At 71.5% G+C, this 18,881-nt stretch carries 17 protein-coding genes; 13 read left to right on the forward strand and 4 right to left on the reverse strand.

Going from position 1 to position 18,881, the window contains the following annotated elements; genetic code table 11:
- Window positions 1–727, forward strand: a 727-nt coding sequence (pcaC, locus tag ACWD3I_RS40960; RefSeq protein WP_451084320.1) for a 4-carboxymuconolactone decarboxylase, incomplete at its 5' end; no start/stop codon positions are given.
- A 64-nt stretch (window positions 728–791) separates the two neighbouring features.
- Window positions 792–1,583, forward strand: a complete 792-nt coding sequence (locus tag ACWD3I_RS40965) for an SDR family NAD(P)-dependent oxidoreductase (RefSeq protein ID WP_365397123.1) — start codon at window positions 792–794, stop codon at window positions 1,581–1,583.
- Between the two features lie 81 nt (window positions 1,584–1,664).
- Here the strand turns inward: ACWD3I_RS40965 and ACWD3I_RS40970 are convergent, their stop codons facing one another.
- Entirely contained in the window at window positions 1,665–4,349 is a 2,685-nt protein-coding gene (locus ACWD3I_RS40970) for an ATP-binding protein (RefSeq protein ID WP_365397126.1), read from the reverse strand.
- Window positions 4,350–4,594: 245 nt separating this feature from the next.
- Here ACWD3I_RS40970 and ACWD3I_RS40975 point away from each other — a divergent pair, with 245 nt between their 5' ends.
- The 3 genes from ACWD3I_RS40975 to ACWD3I_RS40985 are packed head-to-tail and all read left to right on the forward strand — an operon-like array spanning window position 4,595 to window position 8,031.
- Complete coding sequence (locus tag ACWD3I_RS40975; protein ID WP_365397129.1) at window positions 4,595–5,803, forward strand: MFS transporter; 1,209 nt, start codon at window positions 4,595–4,597, stop codon at window positions 5,801–5,803.
- Window positions 5,804–5,807: 4 nt separating this feature from the next.
- Entirely contained in the window at window positions 5,808–6,962 is a 1,155-nt protein-coding gene (locus tag ACWD3I_RS40980; protein ID WP_365397132.1) for an anhydro-N-acetylmuramic acid kinase, read from the forward strand.
- 58 nt (window positions 6,963–7,020) lie between these two features.
- On the forward strand, window positions 7,021–8,031 hold the full coding sequence (locus ACWD3I_RS40985) for a DUF2510 domain-containing protein (RefSeq protein WP_365397135.1): 1,011 nt from the start codon (window positions 7,021–7,023) through the stop codon (window positions 8,029–8,031).
- A gap of 146 nt (window positions 8,032–8,177) precedes the next feature.
- Here ACWD3I_RS40985 and ACWD3I_RS40990 read toward each other — a convergent pair whose 3' ends face one another.
- Entirely contained in the window at window positions 8,178–8,792 is a 615-nt protein-coding gene (locus ACWD3I_RS40990) for a TetR/AcrR family transcriptional regulator (RefSeq protein ID WP_365397138.1), read from the reverse strand.
- 224 nt (window positions 8,793–9,016) lie between these two features.
- On the opposite strand from ACWD3I_RS40990, the gene ACWD3I_RS40995 reads away from it, so the two are divergent.
- Complete coding sequence (locus ACWD3I_RS40995; protein WP_365397141.1) at window positions 9,017–9,823, forward strand: phosphatase PAP2 family protein; 807 nt, start codon at window positions 9,017–9,019, stop codon at window positions 9,821–9,823.
- Window positions 9,820–10,824 carry a DMT family protein gene (locus ACWD3I_RS41000; RefSeq protein WP_365397144.1) on the forward strand — a complete coding sequence of 335 codons (1,005 nt, stop codon included), beginning with the start codon at window positions 9,820–9,822 and terminating at the stop codon, window positions 10,822–10,824. Before ACWD3I_RS40995 ends, ACWD3I_RS41000 begins: the two co-directional genes overlap by 4 nt.
- A 16-nt stretch (window positions 10,825–10,840) precedes the next feature.
- On the opposite strand, the gene ACWD3I_RS41005 is transcribed toward ACWD3I_RS41000, so the two are convergent.
- On the reverse strand, window positions 10,841–12,892 hold the full coding sequence (locus tag ACWD3I_RS41005; RefSeq protein ID WP_365397147.1) for a phosphocholine-specific phospholipase C: 2,052 nt from the start codon (window positions 12,890–12,892) through the stop codon (window positions 10,841–10,843).
- Window positions 12,893–13,258: 366 nt separating this feature from the next.
- On the opposite strand from ACWD3I_RS41005, the gene ACWD3I_RS41010 reads away from it, so the two are divergent.
- Genes ACWD3I_RS41010 through ACWD3I_RS41020 form a run of 3 tightly spaced genes read left to right on the forward strand, consistent with a single transcriptional unit; the run spans window position 13,259 to window position 15,434 of the window.
- Window positions 13,259–14,332 carry an aromatic ring-hydroxylating dioxygenase subunit alpha gene (locus ACWD3I_RS41010; protein WP_365397150.1) on the forward strand — a complete coding sequence of 358 codons (1,074 nt, stop codon included), beginning with the start codon at window positions 13,259–13,261 and terminating at the stop codon, window positions 14,330–14,332.
- Entirely contained in the window at window positions 14,329–14,499 is a 171-nt protein-coding gene (locus ACWD3I_RS41015; RefSeq protein WP_266885683.1) for a hypothetical protein, read from the forward strand. Before ACWD3I_RS41010 ends, ACWD3I_RS41015 begins: the two co-directional genes overlap by 4 nt.
- Entirely contained in the window at window positions 14,496–15,434 is a 939-nt protein-coding gene (locus ACWD3I_RS41020; RefSeq protein WP_365397153.1) for a PDR/VanB family oxidoreductase, read from the forward strand. Before ACWD3I_RS41015 ends, ACWD3I_RS41020 begins: the two co-directional genes overlap by 4 nt.
- Here the strand turns inward: ACWD3I_RS41020 and ACWD3I_RS41025 are convergent.
- Window positions 15,349–16,203, reverse strand: coding sequence for an IclR family transcriptional regulator domain-containing protein (locus ACWD3I_RS41025; protein WP_365397156.1), 855 nt, complete (start codon window positions 16,201–16,203; stop codon window positions 15,349–15,351). The genes ACWD3I_RS41020 and ACWD3I_RS41025 overlap by 86 nt on opposite strands.
- Window positions 16,204–16,349: 146 nt before the next feature.
- On the opposite strand from ACWD3I_RS41025, the gene ACWD3I_RS41030 reads away from it, so the two are divergent.
- From ACWD3I_RS41030 to ACWD3I_RS41040, 3 genes are read left to right on the forward strand one after another with little or no spacing between them, the layout of a single operon-like run.
- A complete protein-coding gene (locus ACWD3I_RS41030) occupies window positions 16,350–17,318 on the forward strand; it encodes an ABC transporter substrate-binding protein (RefSeq protein WP_365397159.1) in 969 nt (322 codons plus the stop codon).
- Entirely contained in the window at window positions 17,315–18,088 is a 774-nt protein-coding gene (locus tag ACWD3I_RS41035) for an ABC transporter permease (RefSeq protein ID WP_365397162.1), read from the forward strand. The genes ACWD3I_RS41030 and ACWD3I_RS41035 overlap by 4 nt, the downstream gene beginning before the upstream one ends.
- Entirely contained in the window at window positions 18,052–18,864 is an 813-nt protein-coding gene (locus ACWD3I_RS41040) for an ABC transporter permease (protein WP_451084321.1), read from the forward strand. The genes ACWD3I_RS41035 and ACWD3I_RS41040 overlap by 37 nt, the downstream gene beginning before the upstream one ends.
- Window positions 18,865–18,881: the final 17 nt, after the last annotated feature.

Here is an 18,881-nt window from a genome sequence, read left to right on the forward strand (position 1 = left end):
CGCGCGGGTCCGTGCCGAGGGCATGGAATGGCTCGTGGAGAGTGCGGACGCCCGCTGGTTCACGTCCGGCTTCACGGTGCCCCGGCTCGTCCAGGACCACCGGGACGCCGACCCCGAGGCCTATGCCGCCTGCTGTGACGCGCTCGCCGCCTTCGACATCCGGGAGCGGCTGGCGCAGATCTCCGCGCCCACCCTGCTCGTCGCGGGCCGGGAGGATCCCGCGACCCCACCGACGCATCTGCGGGAGATCGCGGACGCGGTCCCGGGCGCCGCGCTCGTCGAGATCCCCGGGGCCTCGCATCTGGCCGTCGCGCAGTGCCCGGAGGCCGTACTGACCGCGCTGCGCGCACACCTCGACGGCGGCGCCAAACGGGGCATGGAGGTGCGGCGCGAGGTGCTCGGCGACGTACACGTGGACCGGGCACAGGCCCGGCAGTCGCCCTTCACCGCCCGGTTCCAGGACTTCATCTCGCGCTACGCGTGGGGCGAGATCTGGACCGACCCGACGCTCAGCCGCCGCGAGCGCAGCATGATCACACTGACCGCGCTGGTCGCCCACGGGCACTACGACGAGCTGGCCATGCATGTCCGGGCGGCCCGGCGCAACGGTCTGACGCCGGAGGAGATCGGCGCGGTGCTGCTCCAGACGGCCGTGTACTGCGGGGTTCCGGCGGCCAACTCGGCGTTCGCCGCCGCGCAGCGCGTGCTGGCGGAAGAAGAAGGGTGACCCTGCGGGTCGTAGCCTCGACAGCATCACGCACATGCCTCCACCGCGGGCCTACCGTGGAGGCATGTCCACGATTCTGATCACCGGCGCCACCTCCGGACTCGGCCGCCACCTCGCCTTCGAGCTGGTCCGCTCCGGCCATGTCGTCCTCGCCCACGGCCGTGATCCGGGCCGTACCGAGCGGCTCGTCGGGGAGCTGCGCACCGAGGGCGACGCCGACGCGTTCGTGGCCGACCTGGCCTCGCTGTCCGCGGTACGGGAGCTGGGTGCGCAGGTCGCCGGCGCCCGTCCCGGCCTGGACGTCCTGATCAACAACGCGGGCGTCGGAGCGGGCGCGCCGGGCGCGGGGCGCGAACTGAGCGCCGACGGCCATGAGCTGCGGCTCGCCGTGAACTACTTGGCGCCGGTGACCCTGACCCGCGCCCTGCTCCCGGTACTGCGTGCGAACACCCCCGCCCGGATCGTCAACGTGGGCTCGGTCGGCCAGGACCCCGTCGACTTCGACGACATCGAGTTCCGGCGCGGCTACGACGGCTTCGCGGCGTACCGACGAGCCAAGTTCGCGTTGGCGGCCCATACGTTCGCACTGGCCGAGGAGTTGGCCGGTACGGGCATCGCGGTGAACGTCCTGCACCCGGCGACGTTCATGGACACGGCGATGGTGCGCGAGGGCGGCGTCACGCCCTGGAGCACGGTGGCCGACGGCGCACCGGGTGTCCTCGCCCTGGCCACACAGGACTTGGGGACGGGCGGCTACTTCGACGGGACGAGCCGGGCGCGGGCACACGAGAAGACGTACGACAGGGACGTACAGAAGCGGTTGGAGGCGGTCACAGATCAACTACTGGCGCCGTAGCCACCCGATAGGGGCGCGGGGAACTGCGCGACCAGCCCCATCCGGCCCGCAGCCGCCATACGACCGGAGCTGCCGAACTCTCTAGCGCAATCCCCGCCCCGTCTCCAACACGTCCCGCGCCTGCGCCACGAGCCCGTCCGCCCCACAGGACCGCGCAAGCGCCAGCCCTCGATTGATCTCGGCAACGGACCTCGCGGCGATCCCGAACTCCACCCGCGCGGCCGCGTGTTCGTACTGACACGGCGAGGACTCCAGATACGTCACCGCCTGGGACAGCAACCGCACCGCCCGCTGCCCGGTCTCCAGCGCGGCAGCGCACCGCAGGGCCTCCCCGATCGCCGTGTCCGTACCGAAGCGCTCGGCGCGGCGCCGGGCGTCGGAGGCGAGCTGGGCCGAGCGGACCGGGTCAGTCGTGGCGAGGGCGCGGGCGAGGTCGAGCGCCCAGGGGACCATCACCGGGTTGAGGTGGCCGCGGGCGGTGGCCGCCTTCTCCGCGGCCTCCAGCTCGTTGACCGCGTCCTGGGTGCGGCCGACGGCGAGCAGCAGCCGGCCGCGTACGGATTGCGGGTCGGGCAGCACGATGGTGGACGGGTAGGGCGGGGCGAAGCCGTACTGTTCGGCGACCTCCCAGGCCTCGTCGACGTGGCCGCGGGCGAGCAGCGTGTCGACGAGGTTGCAGGTCGCCGACCAGTACAGGGGCAGTCCCCGGCCGACGCGCTCGGCGATGCGCAGGGACTCGCGCAGCGTGGACTCGGCCTCCCTGAGTCGGCCGCGCCGGCGGTGCGCGAAGCCGAGGAAGGCGTGGGCCAGGGCCAGGTGGCCGCCGCTCCAGCCGGCCGACTCGTAGGTGCGCAGGGCCTCGGTGAACATGCTCTCGGCGCGGTCGAGCCGGTCGGTGTAGGTGTAGGAGCTGGCGAGCATCATGAGGATCTCGAGGCCCCACTCGGTGTCGGTCCAGCCGAGTCCGGGTGCCAGGCGGCCGTTGACGAGGGCGCGGTCGCTCAGCTCGACGACGACCTCCGCGTTCTCCCCGTGGGTCATGGCGTCGAAGCCGCGCAGGATGAGCAGGGCGCGCTCGGAGTTGTCGCGCCCGGTGCAGGTCGCGGCGAGTTCGGCGAGCCGCTCGGAGCGTCCCGGGGAGCTCGCCTCGCCCGCGTGGATGCCCTCCCACATGTACTGCACGGCCCGCAGCCGCAGCTGTGCGGGCCCGGGTCCGAGCCGGGCGGCCTCCGCCTCGACCGTGCGGACGGCGTCCTCCAGCTGGTCGTTGTGGAGCAGGGCCTGGGAGAGGCGGAAGACGGCTTCGATGCGTTCTGCGCCGTCCAGGCCGGGCATGGCGAGCGCGGACTGGAGGTGGTCGACGGTGGTGGCGGGCGCGGTCAGCAGGGTGGCGCAGCCGAGTTCGTAGAGCACGCGCGCGTGGGTCTCGGGACGGGGCGGTTCCCGCAGTGCCCGTTCCAGACAGCGGCGGGCCGCGTCCGGGGCGCCGACGGCGACGTGTTCGCGGGCGGCCTCGCGCAGCTGCTCGACGAGTTCCTCGTCGTCGTCCGGGTGTACCTGGAGGAGGTGGCGGGAGGCCATGGCGGCGCCGAGCCCCGAGTCGGCGACGACCTGGGCGGCGATGCCGTGCATGGCGGTGCGCAGGGCGTCGGGGATGGAGTTGTAGACGGCGGTGGCGATGAGCGGGTGGACGAACTCCAGGTCGCCGTCGTCGGCCGGGACGACGGCCGGGTCGGGTTCGGTGAGGATGCGGGCGTTGCGCAGGAGTTCGGCACAGCGCACGGAGTCGTCACGGCCCATGGTGGCGAGCTTGGCGACGAGGTCGACGGAGATGCCGGTGCCGAGGATGGCCGCCGCCCAGGCGAACCGGGTGGCCTCGATGCCGAGTCCCTCCAGGCGGGCGACGAGGCCGCCGCCGCGCGCGGAGCGGTTCAGGGCGCGCAGTTCGCAGGCCTGGGCCTCGACGGGTTCGAGTTCGCTGTCCTGGACCTTGGCGAGGAGTTCGACGGTCTCGTAGGGGTTGCCGCCGGTGACGGCCCAGACCTCGCGGCAGAACGGGGCGTCGGCGTGCGCGCCGAGGGTGGCGCGGGTGAGGCCCGCGGTGGCGTCGGGGGTGAGCGCGCTGAGCGTGGCGACCGGGCCGCCCGCGGCGGCGGAGACGGCGTCGAGGTGACGGGCGCTCTCGCCGGTGACGTCCCCGGGGCGGCGGGCCACCACGAGCAGGACGGAGAGATCGTCGAGGCGCTCGGCGAACGCGGCGAGCCAGCGCAGGGTCTCCTGGTCGGCCCAGTGCGCGTCGTCGATCACGAGGACGAGCGGCCAGTCGCGGCGGGCGAGCCGGCGCACCGCGGCGACCAGACCGTCGCACACGCCCTGCGGGTCGGCCTGGCGCTCGCCGGGGTCCGTCACACCGAGGGCGGGCCCTGCGATGTCGTACCAGTCGCCGAGGTACTCGCGCGCCTCCTCCGGCATCAGGGAGACCAGCGCGGGCTGGAGCAGTTGGCGCACCACGTTGAAGGGGACGGACCTGAGGGTCTCGCCGCCGCGGGCGGACCAGACGGTGCAGCCGCGTGCCTCGGCGATCCGGCGCGTCTCGGTGAGCAGTGCGGTCTTGCCGAGTCCCGCCTCGCCGCGGAACACCAGGAGGCTGCCCGAGGAGGATCGGTCCGCGCGAAGGATGTCGATCGCCCGTTCCACGGCGGCGACCTCCTCGTCGCGCTCCCAGAGGGAAGCCGAGGCGGCCGATGCGGGCCCTTCCTCCGTCATCCCGTTACCTCCCCAAGTCGCCCGAACGACGTACAGACCTCGAGCGTAGCCGTCCGATTGGCTAAGTGGAGGGCGGTCCGGGCAGCTGTTGCCTTGACGGGTGACAGCGGTTTCGGGCAGTCGACGCATCGGGCCTGTGACCTGCCACCCCTTGCTGTTTGACGGATGGTCAAAAACCGGAGGAGGAGCCCATTTTCCAAGATCGGAAGGCAGGTCGCTCCCGCCGTGCGCTGGTCGCGGGGTCGGTGGGCAACTTCATCGAGTGGTACGAGTTCGGCGTCTACGGCTACTTCGCCACGATCATCGCGGCCCGGTTCTTCACCCCGGAGGGCGGCAGCGAGGCCGAGGCGCTGGTGAAGGCGTACGCGTCGTTCGCGCTGGCGTTCTTCTTCCGGCCCGTCGGCGCGGCCCTGTTCGGCCGGCTCGGGGACCGCGTCGGGCGGCGTCCGGTGCTGATCCTGGTGATCGCGCTGATGACCGGCGCGACGACACTGATCGGCGCGCTGCCGACGTACGCACAGGTCGGCGCGCTGGCGCCCTGGCTGCTGACGTTTCTGAGGGTTCTTCAGGGGCTGTCCGCGGGCGGGGAGTTCGGTGGGGCGGTGTCGGTGATGACCGAGTTCGCGCCGCCGGGGCGACGCGGGCTGTACGGGTCGTGGCAGTCGTTCACGGTGGCGCTGGGACTGCTGGGCGGTGCGGGGGCCGCGGCGCTGCTCGCCACCGTGCTCACGGAGCGGCAACTGGGCGACTGGGGCTGGCGGCTGCCGTTCCTGCTGACGCTGCCGCTGGGGCTCACGGCGCTCTGGCTGAGGCTGCGGCTGGACGAGACGCCCGCGTTCCGGGAGGAGCACGAGGTCGAGCGTCCGCCGGTGCGCCAGGTGGCGGGTGCCATCGCGCTGGGCGCGGGGCGCATCATGGGGTGGGCGGCGGCCGGTTACACCTTCCTCGTCGTGCTCCCCTCGTATCTGCAGAGCACACTGAACGCGAGCTTCCAACAGGCGCTGGTCGCCACCGTGCTGGCCAACCTGGGCTTCGCGGCGACGATCGTCCCGGCCGGGCTGCTGAGCGACCGGGTGGGGCGCCGTCCGGTGATGCTGACAGGCGCGGTGCTGGTGGCGGTCCTGGCGGTGCCGCTGCTCAACCTCCTTCAGGACAGCGGGACTTCGAACGCCGTGAAGGGCGTGGCGGTGTGCGGCGCGGGTGCCGTGGTGGGGCTGATGGCGGGGCCGGGTCCGGCGATGCTGGCGGAGCTGTTCCCGACCACCGTGCGCTACACGGGCCTGGGACTCGCCTACGCCCTGTCCAATGCGGTGTTCTCGGGTTGCGCGGGGCTCATCATCACCAAGACGGTGGAGCGGACCGGGAACGTGGACATCCCGGGGTACTACGCGGCGGTGACCTGTGCGGTGAGCGTGCTGGCACTGGTCAGGTCTCCCGGACGGAAGGCGGGTTGAGCGGATGCGGGTGATCGGTCTGATGTCCGGGACGTCGTACGACGCCATCGACGCGGCGGCGGCCGAACTGGACCTCGCAGGGGACAGCCTGGTCCTGAGACCGCTGGGAAGGGTGAGCACGTCGTACGACGGCGAACTGCGCGAGGCGCTCGCGGCGGCTCTTCCGCCGGGGACGACATCGATGGCCGAGGTGTGCCGACTGGACACCCTGATCGGGCAGGCGTTCGCGGCGGCGGCCGTCCGGGCCGATCGTGAACTGTGCGACGGGCAGGCCGAGTTGATCGCCTCGCACGGGCAGACGGTGTACCACTGGGCGGCCGGCGGCCGGGTGCACGGCACGTTGCAGATCGGACAGCCCGCCTGGATCGCCGAGGCGACCGGACTGCCCGTGGTCGCCGACTTCCGGCCCCGCGACATCGCCGCCGGCGGGCAGGGCGCCCCGCTGGTCAGCCTGGTCGACCTGCTGTGGCTGCGCGGCCGCCCCGGCACACCGGTCGCGCTCAACCTGGGCGGCATCGCCAACCTCACCGCACCCGACGGGACCGCCTTCGACACCGGCCCCGGGTGCGCGCTGATCGACGCGGCGGCCCGCGGGTTCAGCGGCGGACGCCTGGCGTACGACGCCGACGGGGCGCTGGCCGCTCGCGGGACGGTGCACGGGGCGCTGCTGGAGCGGCTGATCGCCGAGCCGTACTACGCGCTGCCGGCGCCGAAGACGACCGGCAAGGAGCTCTTCCACCTCGGACATCTCCAGGAGGCCCTCGCGGGGTTCGGGACGCTGTCGGCCGAGGACGTCGTCGCCACGCTGACCGCGCTCACCGCCCGGACGGTGGCCGACGCGGTCCGGGCGGTGCACGCGACGGAGGTGATCGCCTCGGGCGGCGGGACCCGCAATCCGACGCTGATGGGCATGCTGGCCGAGTCCGTGCCGGGTATCGCGCTGCGTACCTCCGACGAGCTGGGGCTGCCGTCGGACGCGAAGGAGGCGTACGCCTTCGCCGTCCTGGGATTCCTGACCGTGCACGGACTGCCCGGCACCGTGCCCGCGAGCACCGGCGCCCGGCACGCGCGCGTACTCGGATCGGTGACTCCCGGCCGGGACGGACTGCGCCTGCCGCCGCCCGCGCGGGAGAAACCTGTACGACTCGTACTGGGTTGACCGGAATTCGGTCCGCCCCTCTCATCCGACTTTCACCGACGCCTCATACGGTGGGGGCATGACGCAGGTGACTCCTCCCGGGTGGTACCCCGATCCCGGGCAGACAAGTGACGGTCCCGCCACCGAGCGCTGGTGGGACGGCAAGGCATGGACGGACCAGACCCGCCCGGCGGGGTCGGCCGCCCTCTGGGGTCCCCCGGCGCAGGCGCCCGCCGAGGGGGCGTATCCCATGTATCCGGCCTATCCCGGTCAGCCGCCGGCCGGCGGACGGCGCGGTCTGCGCACGGGCATAGCCGTGGCGGTGGCGGTCGCGGTCCTCGCCAGCATCGGTGTGGGCGTGTGGGCGCTGGCCGGCAACGACTCGGACGGCGGCAGCGCCGGCTCGCAGCAGGCGCCGGGCGGCGGGCAGGGCGGCACCGGGGGCCAGGACGGCTCCACGGGTGGCCAGGGCGGGCCGGGCGGCAACGGCGGCCCGGGTGGTGGCTCCGGCGGTTCCGGCGGGGCCTCGCCCTCGCCCGAGCAGTCCGAGGCGCCGAAGATCGAGAGCGGTTCGGTGACCGACGCGATCAGCGGGATCAGCATCCCGATCCCGGACGACTGGTACGGCCGGCAGATCCAGGCCGGTGCGTCGGTCACGTCGAACGACTCCTACCAGTGCCCCGGCGACACCTCCCAGAACTGCACGAAGGGCGGTGCCTACTCGGCCCCCGCGACGCTGCTCGGCACCGCCGGCTCGACGGCCGAGCAGGTCGCCAAGGCGGACATCGAGGCGAACGCCGAGCAGTCCTACGGCGGCAAGACCTATGGTTCGATCACCTCGCACGACGTGCTGGCCTCCAAGGCCGTGACCGTCGCCGGACAGAAGGGCTACCTGGTCCGCTGGAAGGCGGTCACCAGCAAGGGCGCCGACGGCTACGTCGAGTCGCTGGCCTTCCCCTCCCCCGCGAACGCGCAGCAGATCGTCGTCGTGCGCTTCGGCGTCGACGTCGGCGAGAAGCAGTCCGTCATCGACGAGATCACCAAGGGGATCAAGGTGTCCACGGGCGGCGGCAGCGGCCAGGACGTCTGACACCCCGGGGAAACCCGTCGGCCGGGTGGGGCGCCTCTCCGCTCAAGAGGAACCCCACCCGGCCGGGGGGTGCGCGCCGCCCCCGTCCCCACGGTGCGGCGCGAGCAGGTCACCGTCCAGTCATCCCGTGGACGGCGGCCTGGGTCTCAGGTGAGCCCCAGTGCGGGCAGCACCGCGGCCTCCACGAAGCAGACCAGGTACCTCGGATCGGCGTACTCCCCGTCCACGATGGGCCGCGCCCGGATCACGCCGAACATCTGGGCCGGGATGTACTCCAGCGCCGGATGCCCGGCGGCGACCTCGCCCCGGTCGACCCCGCGTTGGAGGATCTCCTTCAGCGACGCGATCTCCGGGTCGACGAGCGCCTCCCGCAGCGCCTTCGCCAGCTCCGGGTCCTGTGTGACGGCGTGTCCGAGGGCCTGGAGCAGCTTGGTGTCACTATTCGACCAGCGGCCCGCGGCCCGCGCCACCTCGCGCAAGTCGTCCGCAAGCGATCCTGTATCGATGCCGTCGAACTTCGACTGGCGCCGGGACCGCAGCGCGGCCACCACGAACTGCGGCTTGGTCTTCCACTGCCGGTAGAGCGTGGACTTGCTGCACCGGGTGCTGGCGGCGACACCCTCCATGGTCACGGCCTCATAGCCGCATTCGCGGACCTGTTCGAGCACGGCGTCGTAGAACTCCTGCTCACGCTCGGGCGTGATCTTGGAGCGGCGCGAGGCGGCGACCGTCTCCGGTCCGTCCGCGGCCTGCGACGTCATCGGCTCTTCTCCTCGTTCGAGTGGGGCTTGAGCGACTTCATACAAGGTGGTGCGGGGCTGCTTCCAGTGTGGCGTACGTCTATCGATACGTGAGTGTACCGGTACGCGACCGTATCGGTACACTGGCGTATCGGTACGCACCCGTACCGATGAGCGCGATGAGTTCGCCGCACCAGACGAGTCACAAGCTCAGCCCGCACCACCGTCAGCGAAGGGGCCGGGGGATGAATGCCCGCACCGAGCCTGCAGAAGCGGAGACCCGCGCCATAACGCGGCCGCCGCTCGTCCGTGAGCTCCTGCTCGTCGCAGGACTCTTCCTCGTCTACAAGTTCGGCCGTCAGCTGGCGACCGGCCACACCGGCGAAGCGTTCCGCAACGCCCGCCACGTGTGGGACCTGGAACGAGCCGTCCACCTGCCCGGCGAGGGCGACGTCCAGAATCTGCTGCTGCACGGCGACGCTCTCGTGCACATCGCCAACACCTACTACGCCACGATCCATTTCCCGGCCACCGCGGCCTTCCTGGTCTGGCTCTATCTGCGTCGGCCGACGCACTACGTCTGGGCCCGCCGGGTGCTGGCCGCCGTCACCGGTGCCGCACTCGTGGTGCACCTCGTCTTCCCGCTCGCCCCGCCGCGCATGCTCGCCGCGACGGGCCTGGTGGACACCGCGCGCGAGTACGGACCGTCGGTGTACGGCCCGCCGCAGACCGACCACCTGTCGAACCAGTTCGCGGCGATGCCGTCGCTGCACTTCGGGTGGGCCCTGATGGTGGCGATCGGACTGATCGTGGCGACCCGGTCGCGCTGGCGCTGGCTGTGGCTGCTGCATCCGCTGCTGACGCTGATGGTGATCGTCGGAACCGCGAACCACTACTGGCTCGACGCGATCGTGGCGGCGGCCATGCTCGGCATCGCGCTCGCGGTGATCCGCCTGCCGCGGCGCACGACGACGACCGCGCGGCAGCCCCGGGAAAGTCAGGGAACTCCGGCACCGGTCGAGGAGAACGTCCTGGTCGGAGCCGGCCGATGAGCGCCACCGCCCTCGCCGTCGTCCTGTCCCTGTTCTCCGCCGTCGCCTACGCGGGCGCGGCCGTCGCCCAGGAGCGGCTGGCCTCCCGAAACCCCGGTTCGGGGATGCTGCGGCTGCTCGGCTCGGGCGCCTGGTGGTGGTCCGTCGCCCTCAACGCCTCCGCCGCGCTGCTGCACGTGGTGGCCCTGAAGTACGGCCCGCTGACCGTGGTCCAGCCGCTCGGCGCGCTCACCCTGGTCGCCGCGGTGCCCATGGGCGCGCGGGTCGCCGGGCGGCGGGTCGGCGCGACGGAGTGGCGGGGTACCGCGTACACCCTGATCGGCCTGGCCGCGATCCTCGTCACGGCGTCCGGGCCGGCGCCCGACGACGTGCTCAGCGTGCCGGAGGCGCTGGCGGTCGCCGGTGTGACGGCCGCGGTGATCGGCCTGCTGGCGCGCCGGGGCACCCGTCCCGGACTGCGCCACGCGTCCGCGTCCGGCTTCGCCTCCGGGGTCGCCTCGGCGCTCACCCAGACCGTGACGGTGGCCGCGACCGACCGCTCGGACTCCCTGCTGAGCGTGCAGGTCGTCGGCGTCGCGCTGCTCGTCGCGGCGTTCGCGGCGGGCGGTCTGCTGCTGTCCCAGGTCGCCTACCGGGGCGGCCTCGGCGCTCCGCTGGCGGTCGTGACCCTGGCGAATCCGGTGGCGGCCGCGGTCATCGGACTGACACTGCTGGGCGAGCGCCTCCAGGGCGGTGCGTCGGGCATCCTCCTCGCACTGGCCGGGGCGGGCCTCTCGGCGTGGGGTGTGGTGCTGCTGAGCCGGGTGGCGCCGGACGTGGTGGCGGTGGATCAGGCCCACGACGACGTGGTCGCGGCGGATCAGCCGCACGACGAGGGCATCATGGTCTCCGATGCCGACCACCCCGTCGCGGCCGTCCTGGCACTGGAAGCCGCGAAGGTGTCGCCCGAGTCGGTGTTGATGCCCCGGCAGCCCGGCCCGGGGCATCTCACACCGCTCTGACCCGCGCGGTTCCGGCCTAGGCGGTGATGATCGCCGGGTCGCTCACCCCGGGCCGCCCGTTCTCGACGTGCCCGGCGAACCTCCGCAGGAACGCCGGGTCGGTGTCGGACGTGACGGTCAGGTCGTACCAGCGCCGGCTCGCCGAGAGGTCCACGCACTGCCTGACGGTGGTGCCGGGCCGCACGGTGAGGGTGCGGGCTCGACCGCCGTAGCCGCTGCTGACCCTGAGCCGGGCCGTCCCGGCGCCCTTGTTGGTGAAGGTCAGCTCGACGTCGTCACCGGTGTGCCGTGCGGTGATCTCGGGTCCGGCCGTCCTGTTCGCACCCTTGAAGGAGCGCACGAAGCCGTTCGGACCGTGCACGGTCAGGTCGTACGAGCCTCCGGAGTACGCCGAGTTCCAGGTGTCCGCGATCGTCTTGCCGGCCTCCGTGGTGTAGGTCCACGGGCCGTCGGTGCGGTTGCCGGAGGTGACGTGGAAGGCGGCACCGGCCTTGGCGCCGGAGGCGAACGTCAGCGTGACCTTGCCGGCCGCCGCGTCGACGGAACCGTCCACGTGCGGGGCGTACTTGAGGGGGCGGGACGGGCGCAGACCGCGTTCCTGCCCGGGCATGTCCGGATCGGCCGGCGGCGTCGGCCGGTAGTCGGGGTGGCGCTCACGGTCCTGCGGCTCGTACTCGTCCGTCTCCGGCAGCGCGGCGGGGCGGCTGTCCTTGCGGGAGAAGTCGAAGGCCGAGGTGAGGTCGCCGCAGACGGCCCGGCGCCAGGGCGAGATGTTCGTCTCCTCGACGCCGAAGCGGCGCTCCATGAACCGCAGGATCGAGGTGTGGTCCAGGGTCTCGGAGTTGACGTAACCGCCCTTGCTCCACGGCGAGACGACCAGCATCGGTACCCGGGGGCCGAGGCCGTAGGGGCCCGCCGGGCGGTTGCCGTCACCCGGGTAGAGGTCGAGCGAGACGTCGACGGTCGACTTGCCCTGCGCCGCGGACCGCGGCGGGAGCGGCGGCACCACGTGGTCGAAGAAGCCGTCGTTCTCGTCGAAGGTGATGAACAGGGCCGTCTTCGACCAGACCTCCGGGTTGGAGGTGAGGGCGTCGAGGACCTGCGCGATGTACCAGGCGCCGTAGTTGGAGGGCCAGTTGGAGTGCTCGGAGAAGGCCTCCGGGGCGGCGATCCAGGAGATCTGGGGCAGCGTGCCGGCCTTGACGTCGGCCCTCAGCCGGTCGAAGTAGCCGTCGCCGTTCTTGGCGTCGGTGCCGGTGCGGGCCTTGTCGTACCAGGGGTCGCCGGGCTGGGCGTTGCGGTACTTGTTGAAGTAGAGCAGCGAGTTGTCGCCGTAGTTGCCCCGGTAGGCGTCCGCGATCCAGCCCCAGGAGCCCGCCGCGTCCAGGCCGTCGCCGATGTCCTGGTAGATCTTCCACGAGACCCCGGCCCGCTCCAGACGCTCGGGGTAGGTCGTCCAGCCGTAGCCGGCCTCGTCGTTGCCCAGGACCGGGCCGCCGCCGGTGCCGTCGTTGCCGGTGTACCCCGTCCACATGTAGTAGCGGTTCGGGTCGGTCGAGCCGATGAACGAGCAGTGGTAGGCGTCGCAGACGGTGAAGGCGTCGGCGAGGGCGTAGTGGAACGGGATGTCCTCACGGGTCAGGTACGCCATCGTCGTGGTGCCCTTCGCCGGCACCCACTGGTCGTACTTGCCGCCGTTGTAGGCCTGCTGGCCGTCGGCCCAGCCGTGCGGCAGACCCTCCAGGAACTGCATGCCCAGGTCGTCGGCTTCCGGGTGGAAGGGCAGGACGTCCTTGGTGCCGTCGGACTGGTGCCAGATCGACCTGCCGTTCTCGTGCTTCACCGGGCGCGGGTCGCCGAAGCCGCGAACGCCCCGCAACGCGCCGAAGTAGTGATCGAAGGAGCGGTTCTCCTGCATCAGGACGACGATGTGCTCCACGTCCTCGATCGACCCCGTGCGATGGTTCGCCGGGAGCGCGGCGGCGCGCTGGATGCTGCTCGACAGCGCGGTGAACGCCGAGGTGGCGCCCGCGAGTTGAAGGAACCTGCGCCGATTGACTTCGGGCATGGGTGGGTACTGCCTCTCATCCAGGGGTGCGGATGGCCGGAACATGACGGAATGCGCGCGGTGCGAGTGTTCCAAGGGCACCAAACGTCAGGGAAGGGTCCGGTGGCGCTCGTGTGAAAGTCAGCGGTACGGGAGGGGTGCCGGGGCGGGGTCTCGGAGCCGGGGCGCGGTGCCGCCGTCCGGCCACACCCCCGCGAGGGGCCGGGCCGGCCGAGCCGCTTGCCGCCTCCTGTCCGACCTGCCTTTCCACGGAACGTCTTCCGCCTGGCAGAAGCCGCCTTGCCGAGCCCCCGCACGCCTCACGAACCTGGGTCCAACCACGGCACGCGGGGCGACGGCGCCTCGCCGACAGGGACGGGAACTGCCATGCCGCACATGACCGCTTTTGCCAGGAATCAGTGGTACGTCGCCGCCTACAGCCACGAGGTGGGCCGCGAGGAGCTCCTCGGCCGGACGATCCTCGGTGAGCCGCTCGTGTTCTACCGGACCGAGGAGGAGGGCACGCCCGTCGCGTTGGCCGACCGCTGTGTGCACCGCCGGTTCCCGCTGCACGAGAAGCCGAGCCGGCTCGACGGTGACCGGATCGTGTGCGGGTACCACGGGTTCACGTACGACACGACGGGCACGTGTGTGTATGTGCCGGGGCAGAAACGCGTCCCGCGTACGGCGCGCGTCGCCTCGTACCCGATCGCCGAGCTGGACTCCCTGATCTGGGTGTGGATCGGCGACCCGGCCCTCGCCGACCCCGACAGCATCCCGCGGGCCAGGCACCTGGACTCCCCCGGCTGGACGACCGTGCGCGGCATGGAGCCCATCGACGCCGACTACGGGCTGCTCGTCGACAACCTCCTCGACCTCTCCCACGAGACGTATCTGCACGGCGGTTACATCGGGACCCCCGAGGTCGCCGAGACGCCGATCACGACCGAGGTCGACGAAGGTGCGGGGATCGTCCGGGTGAGCCGGCACATGGACGATGCCGAGTGCCCGCCGTTCTACGCCAAGTCCACCGGCATAGAGGGCCGGATCACCCGCTGGCAGGACATCGAGTACAGCGCGCCCTGCCTGTATCTGCTCCACAGCCGCGTCGCCCCGGTCGGTGTGGTGCCCGAGGCCGACGGCAGCGACCCGAACGGCTTCCACACCGAGGTGACGTACGCGATCACGCCGTCCTCCGACGGCAAGGTGTACGACTTCTGGATGGTCTCGCGCGACTGGGCGACCGAGGACGACGAGGTCACCGAGTTCCTGCGGAAGAACAACCACACCGTCGTCATGCAGGACGTGGACGCGCTCAACCTGCTGCAGAGGACGCTCGGCAGCGAGCGGACGGGGTACCAGGAGCTGAGCATCAACATCGACACCGGCGGCCTGGCCGCCCGCCGCATCCTCGCCCGGCTGGTCGAGGAGGGCGCCAAGCCCGTGGAGAAGGTCCAGTGAGCAGTCCGACGGGAGAGATCTACCGCATCGACTGGCTGCCCGGCACGGACGTGCTGCACGGCACCTGTCACTGCGGCCGCGAGCACACCTCGCAGGACCCGATCGAGATGTGGGAGTGGATGCTCGCCCATCCGCAAGGACACGAACCGCGAGGAAACACTTCATGAGTGACGTGTACGAGGCCGAACTCGTCGTCGGCCGACGGGAGTCCGCGGCCGACGGCGTGCTCGCCCTCACCCTGCGCCACCCCCTCGGCGAGCAGCTCCCGGCCTGGGAGCCCGGCGGCCACATCGATGTCGTGCTCGGCCCCGGACTCGAACGCCAGTACTCCCTGTGCGGTGACCCGGCCGACCGCACCGCCTGGCGGATCGCGGTACTGCGCGAGCCGGACGGGCGCGGCGGATCCGCCCATGTGCACGAGCAGTTGAGGCAGGGCGACAAGGTGCGGGTGCGCGGGCCCCGCAATCACTTCGCCCTCGAGCCCGCGCCCCGCTACCGGTTCATCGCGGGCGGCATCGGCATCACGCCCATCCTGCCGATGCTGGCGCAGGCGGAGTCGCGGGGCGTGGAGTGGACCCTGCTGTACGGCGGGCGCACCCGTGACTCCATCGCGTTCACCGAGGAGTTGGGCCGCTACGGCGACCGGGTGACCGTCGCGCCGCAGGACGAGACCGGGTTGCTCGACCTGGCGTCGGTGCTCGACGACGTCCCCGAGGGCACGCTCGTCTACTGCTGCGGCCCGGGTCCCCTGCTGGACGCGGTGGAGGCGCGCTGCCCGGCCGGGGTGCTGCGCCTGGAGCGGTTCACGCCGAAGGAGCAGGAGACCGGAGAGAACACCGAGTTCGAGGTCGAGTTGGCGCAGAGCGGCCGGACGGTGACCGTACCGGCGGACGTCTCCGTGCTGGACGCCGTGCGCGGTGCCGGTGTGGAGGTGCTCTTCTCCTGCACCGAGGGCACCTGCGGGACGTGCGAGACCGATGTCCTCGAAGGGGCCCCGGACCACCGGGACTCGGTGCTCACGGACGCGGAGCGGGAGGCCGGGGAGACGATGATGATCTGTGTGTCCCGGTGTCGGGGCAAGCGGCTCGTCCTCGACCTGTAGCCATCCGCAGGTCCCGCTCGATCGCGGCGACCGTGTCCAGCAGATGCGGCAGCAGATCACGGCGGACCGACGCCACGGTGTTGCGGCTGGCGTGCACCGGGATGTTCACCGCCGCCACCACCTCGCCGCCCCGGTCCCGCACCGGGGCGGCGAGCGAGCGCAGCCCCTCCTCCAACTCCTGGTCGACGACGGCGTATCCGCGCGCCCGCACCTTCTCGAGTTCGGCGCGCAGCAGGTCCGCGTCGGTGATCGTGCGCGACGTCAGGGGACGGAGGTCGGCCCGGGCCAGCCTCGACTCGCGTTCCTCGTCGGTCAGATGGGCGAGCATCACCCGGCCCACCGACGTGACGTACGCCGGGAAGCGGGTCCCGACGGTGATCGCGGCCGTCATGATGCGGCGCGCGGGCACCCGGGCGACGTACACGATGTCGTCGCCGTCGAGCACGCACAGGGACGACGACTCCCTTGTGCGGTCGACCAGTTGCTCCAGATGCGGTTCGGCGATCTGCGCCAGCGAGAAGCCCGCGAGATAGGAGTAACCGAGTTCCAGCACGCGTGGCGTGAGCCGGAACGCCCGGCCGTCGGCGTGCACGTAGCCGAGGTCGACGAGCGTGAGCAGGAATCGTCGGGCCGCCGCGCGGGTCAGTCCGCAGGTGCGCGCGACCTCGGTGAGCGTCAGTTCCGGGTGTTCCGCGTCGAATGCGCGGATCACGGCGAGGCCCCGCTCGAAGGAGCGGACGAAGTGCGGGGCGCGGGCTGTTGCAGGCATCGTCGCCTCCACCTCAACAACTGTCAACAATATTGTCAGCCAAAGGCGTTGACCGCAGAGAACAAAAACTCTACCTTTCGCACTGTGCACCATTGTGCGCTGTGCGCACACCCTGTCGGAACAATGAAGTCTGCGCAGGAGGAGCCATGCGTCGTCTGCTCGCCGCTCTAGCGGCCGGAGCATTCCTGGTCACCGTGTCGGCCTGTGGCTCGTCCGGGGACAGCACGGGGTCGGACAAGTCGTCGTCCGGCGGCACCACCAAGGTCAAGGTCGGTGTGATCCCCATCGTCGACGTCGCCCCGCTCTATCTGGGGCAGGAGAAGGGCTTCTTCAAGAAGCAGGGTCTGGAGCTGGAGGTATCGCTCGCGCAGGGCGGCGCGGCGATCGTGCCCGCCGTCGCCAGCGGCCAGTACCAGTTCGGCTTCTCCAACTCGACCTCGCTGATGATCGCCCAGTCCAACAACGTTCCCGTGAAGGTCGTTTCCAACGGCATCGCCTCGACGGGCCAGCAGGGCAAGGACTTCGGTGCCCTCACCGTGAAGGGCGACAGCTCGATCAAGTCGGCCGACCAGCTGGAGGGCAAGAAGGTCGCCATCAACACCCTGAAGAACATCAACGAGACCGCGGTGCGCGAGTCGGTGCGCAAGGCGGGCGGCGACCCGGACAAGGTGAAGTTCGTCGAGCTCGCCTTCGACCAGATGCCGGCCGCCCTCGACAGCGGGCAGATCGACGCGGCCATGGTGGTCGAGCCGGCCCTCGCGACCGTGAAGAGCCAGGGCGCCCGGGAGATCGCCTCGCCTCTCGTGGACGTCGCCCCCAACCTCACCGTGGCCATGTACTTCACGTCGACGTCGTACGAGCAGCAGAACGCGGCCGTCGTGAAGAAGTTCCGGACCGCCCTCGCCGAGTCGCTCGCCTACGCGGACGCCCACCCGGACGAGGCCCGTCAGATCGTCACCACGTACACGAAGATCCCGGCGGCCGTGCTGGCGAAGGTCACGCTGCCCGCCTGGCCGGCCGACCCGGACCGAGCCTCCCTCGACGCGCTGCAGAAGCTCGGCCAGGACGACGGCCTCTTCAAGACGGCACCCGACCTGGACAAGCTGCTGCCGTGAGAGGACTCAACGTCGCTCTCGGCGCCGCCGGACTCGCGGCCTTCCTCGCCCTGGGCGAGGCGGTGCCGCGGCTCGGCCTCGTCAAAGAGGCCTACTTCCCGCCGACCAGCCGCATCGCCGACGCCCTCGGCACCGAGCTCTCCGACGACACCTTCTGGACGGCGCTCGGCGACACCCTCACCGGCTGGGCGCTGGGCCTGCTCATCGCCTCGACAGCGGGCATCGCCCTCGGCGTCGCCATCGCGGTGGTGCCGTATCTGCGCGAGGCCACGGCCTCCACGATCGAGTTCCTGCGCCCGATCCCCTCGGTCGCCCTGATCCCGCTCGCGGTGCTGTTGTACGGCACCGAACTGCGCTCGGTGCTGTTGCTCGTCGTGTACGCCTCGTTCTGGCAGGTGCTGATCCAGGTCCTGTACGGCGTCCAGGACATCGACCCGGTCGCCGAGGAGACGGCACGGTCCTACGGTCTCGGACCCTGGGCACGGGTCCGGCACGTCCTGTGGCCGACCGCGCTGCCGTATGTCATGACCGGCGTCCGGCTGGCCGCCGCCGTCGCGCTGATCCTCGCCATCACCGCCGAACTCGTCATCGGCGCACCGGGGTTGGGCGCCCGCATCGCGGTGGCACAGAACTCCCAGGCGGTGCCGGAGATGTACGCGCTGATCGTGGTGACCGGCGTTCTGGGGCTCCTCATCAACGTGGGCGCGCGTACCGTGGAGCGGCGGGCCCTGGCATGGCATCAGTCGGTGCGCGGGGAGGTGGCGGTGTGAAGGGCGTTCTGCTGCGGCTGTTCTTCGTGCTCGCGCTGCCCGCGCTGCTGTTCACGATCTGGTGGTTCGCGTCCGACGGCAGTACCGACGTGTTCTGGCCGCCCCTGCGGACCATTCTGCAGACCTTCCCGGACGTGTGGACGGGCGAGCGGTTCGAGGCCGACGTGCTGCCCAGCGTGCTGCGGCTCTCGGCCGGGTACGCCGTGGCCGCCGTCGTGGGGGTCGCCGTCGGCACGGTCATCGGCTCCTACCGGCGGGTGCGGGCGGTGTGCGAGCCGGTCCTGGAGTTCCTGCGGGCGGTGCCGCCGCCGGTCCTCGTCCCGGTCATCATGCTGTTCGCGGGCATCGACGACACGATGAAGATCGTCGTGATCGCCAGCGGCTGTGTCTGGCCGATCCTGCTCAACACGGTCGAGGGGGTGCGCGCCGTGGACTCCGTGATGACGGAGACGGCCCGCTCGTACGGCATCACGGGCATCGCCCGCCTCAAGGACGTGGTGCTGCGCTCGGCGAGTCCGCAGATCTTCGCGGGGCTGCGGCAGGCCCTGTCGATCGGCATCATCCTCATGGTCATCAGCGAGATGTTCGCGGCCAGCGACGGCCTCGGCTTCACCGTCGTGCAGTTCCAGCGCAGTTTCGCGGTCCCCGAGATGTGGACCGGGATCCTCGTCCTCGGTCTGCTCGGCTTCGTGCTCTCCGTCGTCTTCCAGCTGGTCGAGCGGCGGGTCCTCGGCTGGTACCACGGTCTGCGGGCCTCGGCCCGGCGGTCCCCGTGACGCTCACGAAAGGGCGG

The organism is Streptomyces sp. NPDC002817 (genome assembly GCF_053592055.1).